The organism is Vibrio sp. 2130-1 (genome assembly GCF_033339515.1).
Genome location: NZ_JAWOUT010000566.1, coordinates 1 through 562 on the forward strand (window position 1 = coordinate 1; position 562 = coordinate 562).

Sequence of the window (562 nt, forward strand, 5' to 3'; positions counted from 1 at the left end):
TAACCTCGTAAACGGAATGAGTTGAAGCATTAAGCGAACCGTGATTGCTGCAAGGATGATAGAAAGACACTGAGGCAAACCAACCGCAGCCATAACCCAAGACACTGTTGGAGGAATTGAAGTCATATACTGACTCATATCGACAGGCGCAAAGAGCGCAAACACGCCAGAAAGCAGCATGTTAACCATCTCCATGACCTGCTCAACCGCCCAGAAAAATAAGTCCTTGAGCATGTTAAAAAGCGACACTAAGAGCTGATACAAGAAGACCAAAAGCTTATTAAATAAATCGACTAACCAATCCATATTAACCCCCGAAGATAATGCGACGTGCTGCAAAGATGGACGACATAATCAGAACTGCACGAACAAAACCGAAAACCCAATCAAAACTGATGTGCTCTTCAAAACTGAAGTCACCGAAGAACGGAACCGGAAGAACGAAAGATGGACGCTGAGCATTAGATAAATCTATGTTGCCGAATGAATTAACAAAGTCGTCAATCACATTGGTTTTTAGATCATTCAGTTGACCAGATACCAAACCGCCTAACCCATCAGG

1 protein-coding gene and 1 pseudogene are annotated in these 562 nt (G+C 43.1%); both read right to left on the reverse strand.

Annotated features, from left to right (window positions below; translation table 11 throughout):
- Nucleotides 1-306, reverse strand: a 306-nt coding sequence (locus tag R7Q09_RS27420; protein ID WP_318144118.1) for a DUF2523 family protein, incomplete at its 3' end; no start/stop codon positions are given.
- Nucleotide 307: 1 nt separating this feature from the next.
- A pseudogene (locus R7Q09_RS27425) lies at nucleotides 308-562 on the reverse strand (methyl-accepting chemotaxis protein); the annotation flags it as partial.